3 protein-coding genes are annotated in these 3034 nt (G+C 71.6%); all 3 read right to left on the bottom strand.

The window, feature by feature from the left end; genetic code table 11:
• The coding region (locus Q0112_RS12905) for a dihydroxy-acid dehydratase (protein WP_297975920.1) at positions 1 to 739 on the bottom strand (739 nt) is incomplete at its 3' end.
• A 12-nt stretch (positions 740 to 751) separates the two neighbouring features.
• Positions 752 to 1426: a 6-phosphogluconolactonase gene (pgl, locus tag Q0112_RS12900; protein WP_297975918.1), complete on the bottom strand. Its 675-nt coding sequence runs from the start codon at positions 1424 to 1426 to the stop codon at positions 752 to 754.
• Positions 1427 to 1572: 146 nt separating this feature from the next.
• Entirely contained in the window at positions 1573 to 3030 is a 1458-nt protein-coding gene (gene zwf / locus Q0112_RS12895) for a glucose-6-phosphate dehydrogenase (RefSeq protein ID WP_297975922.1), read from the bottom strand.
• Positions 3031 to 3034: the final 4 nt, after the last annotated feature.

Below are 3034 nucleotides of genomic sequence, written 5' to 3'. Positions count from 1 at the left end.
TCGACCCCGGCAGGTGCAGCCCCATGAACTCCATCAGCATCTGGTTGGTGTTCGCCGTCCCGTAGAAGGTGCAGGTCCCCGGCGCGTGATAGGAGGCCATCTCCGCCTGCATCAGCTTGTCCCGCCCCACCTCGCCGGCGGCGAACTGCTGGCGCACCTTCGCCTTCTCGTCGTTCGGGATCCCGCTCGGCATCGGCCCGGCCGGCAGGAAGACCGCCGGCAGATGCCCGAAGCTCGCCGCCGCGATGACCAGCCCCGGCACGATCTTGTCGCACACCCCGAGATAGACCGTCGCGTCGAAGACGTTGTGGCTGAGCGCGATCCCCGCCGCCATCGCGATCACGTCGCGCGAGAAGAGCGAGAGCTCCATCCCCGCCTGCCCTTGCGTCACCCCGTCGCACATCGCCGGCACCCCGCCCGCGACCTGCGCCGTCCCGCCCACCTCGCGCGCGGCGCGGCGGATGAGCGCGGGATAGGTCTCGAACGGCTGGTGCGCCGAGAGGACGTCGTTGTAGGCGGTGACGATCCCGAGGTTGCCCGCGCCCTCCCGCACCAGCGCCGCCTTGTCGCCGGCCGGCATCGCGGCATAGGCATGCGCCTGGTTGCCGCAGGAGAGATGCGCCCGCCGCGGCCCCTCCTCCCGCGCCTGCGCCATGCGCGAGAGATAGAGCCGCCGCATCGGTTTCGAGCGTTCGACGATCCTCTCGGTGACGCGGGCGACGGTGGCGTCGAGCGGCATGGCTACCTCCCCTTACTCGGCATAATGGACCGTGACCGGCGCCGGCGCGGTCAGGACGGCCCTGACCGGCGCCGCCTCGACCGGCCCCTCCTCCAGCGCCCGCTCCAGCGCGGCGAGCTTGTCGGCGCCGGTGATGAGGATGTGGATGACGCCCGCCGCCCGCAGCACCCGCGCCGGCAGCGTCAGCCGCGCCTCGGGCTGGCCCGGCGGGGTGATCTCGACCAGCTCCGGCGCATCCTCGGCCAGGGCCGCCGCCAGCTCCGGCGCGCCCGGGAAGAGCGAGGCGGTATGCATGTCCGCCCCCATCCCGAGCACGGCGACGTCGATGGGCAGCACCGCCGCAACCCGCTTCGGCCGGGCGCCGAGCAGCGGTTCGTAGACGTCGACGAACTCGGCCTCCGCCGCCCGGCCGGTCAGCAGCGTCTCGCGGATCAGGCGCGCGTTCGACCGCGGGCTGAGCTCCGACACCATCCGCTCGTCGGTCGGCAGCACCCTTATGTCCTTCCAGGCGAGATCGGCCTCCGACAGCGCCGCGAGGAACGGCCCCGGCGTCGTGCCGCCCGGCACCGCCAGCGTCGCATGCCCCTTGCCGGCATGCGCCGCCCTGAGCTGGTCCGCCACCAGCTCCGCCAGATCCCGCATCAGCGTGTCCCGGTCGGGATAGGCCTGCCGCGCCACCTCGATCATGACGCGACCTCGCCCCCCGCCCGACCGGCGAGGAGGAGTCGCGCCCTCCCCGCCTGCCCCGCCCGGGGCCCCTGCCTCGGGCAGCGCTCGCCCGCCGGGTCGGGCGCTGCCCTCGACGCCCTGGAGCCGCGCCCCGTACCGGCCCCTCACGCCGCGATCTCCCGCCAGAGATGCCCGTCGCTGCCGGTCAGCTTGTAGGCGTCGATCGGCCCGGCGCCGCCCGGGTCGTAAGGCAGCGGCCGCGAGCCCGAGTCCTCCCAGGCCTGGATGATCGGGTCGGTCCACTCCCAGGCCGCCTCCACCTCGTCGCCGCGCATGAAGAGCGTCTGGTTGCCGCGGATCACGTCCATGATCAGCCGCTCGTAGGCCTCGGGCATCTCCCCGTCCGGCCCGAGCGTGCTGGCGAAGGTCATGTCGAGCGGCACTTCGACCAGCCGCATCCCGCCCGGCCCCGGGTCCTTGATCGCAACGCGGAGCGTGATCCCCTCGTTCGGCTGCAGCCGGATGATGAGCGCATTGCCCCGGAGCGTGTCGACCTGCGGAAAGATCGTGTGCGGCGGATGCTTGAAGACCACGCAGATCTCCGAGAGCCGCGCCGACAGCTTCTTGCCCGTGCGCAGGTAGAAGGGCGTCCCCGACCAGCGCCAGTTGGCGATATGCGCCCGGAAGGCGACGAAGCTCTCCGTCCGGCTCGCCGGGTTGCCGACATGGTCGAGATAGCTCCCGTCCTTGCCGTTCGCCCGGTACTGCCCGCGCACCGTGTCGCTCATCTTCAACGGGTCGAGCGCGCGGATCACCTTCAGCTTCTCGTCGCGCACCGCGTCGGGCTCGAACTTCGACGGCGGCTCCATCGCCGTCAGGCAGAGCAGCTGCATCATGTGGTTCTGCACCATGTCCCGCATGGCGCCCGCCTTGTCGTAATAGGCCCCGCGCCCCTCCACCCCGATCGACTCCGCCACCGTGATCTGCACCTGCTCGACATAGTGCGAGTTCCACAGCGGCTCGAAGAGCGCGTTTGCGAAGCGGATCGCCATCAGGTTCTGCACCGTCTCCTTCCCGAGGTAATGGTCGATCCGGTAGATCTGGTGCTCGTCGAAATGCTGCGCCAGCTCGGCGTTCAGCGCCCGCGCCGAGGCGAGGTCGTGGCCGAGCGGCTTCTCCACCACGATCCGGCTCTCCGGCGTCGCGATCCCGGCCTGCGCCAGCCGGTGGGCGATCGGCGTGAAGAGCTGCGGCGCGACCGAGAGGTAGAAGGCCCGCACGCTGTCCGGCTTCTCGTCGAGCTTCTTGGCGAGCGGCCCCCAGCCCCCCTCGCCGGCGGCGTCGATCGAGACATAGTCGATCATCCCGAGGAACCGCTCGACCAGCGCGGGGGCGAGCAGCTTCGCCTCGACGTACCGGGTCAGCGCCTCGCCGGCCGCCTTGCGGAAATCGGCGCGGCTCATCTTCGAGCGCGCCGCCCCGATCACCCGCGAGCCGGCGGGAACCTGGTGCGCCGCCATGCGGCGGAAGAGGCTCGGCAGGATCTTGCGGTGCGCGAGGTCGCCGGTCGCCCCGAAGATCACCAGGTCGAACGGCGGGACGGGGATGACGGTCGAGACCATGCGG

Origin of the sequence: uncultured Amaricoccus sp. (genome assembly GCF_937858865.1) — a bacterium.
Classification (GTDB): Bacteria; Pseudomonadota; Alphaproteobacteria; order Rhodobacterales; family Rhodobacteraceae; genus Amaricoccus.
Note: the sequence above shows the minus strand (reverse complement) of the source record. Positions and strands in the feature narration are given on the sequence as shown.

Coding starts and splice junctions, on each gene's coding strand:
- pgl (WP_297975918.1), bottom strand. CDS start 1,426: ATGATCGAGGTGGCGCGGCAGGCCTATCCCGACCGGGACACGCTGATG.
- zwf (WP_297975922.1), bottom strand. CDS start 3,030: ATGGTCTCGACCGTCATCCCCGTCCCGCCGTTCGACCTGGTGATCTTC.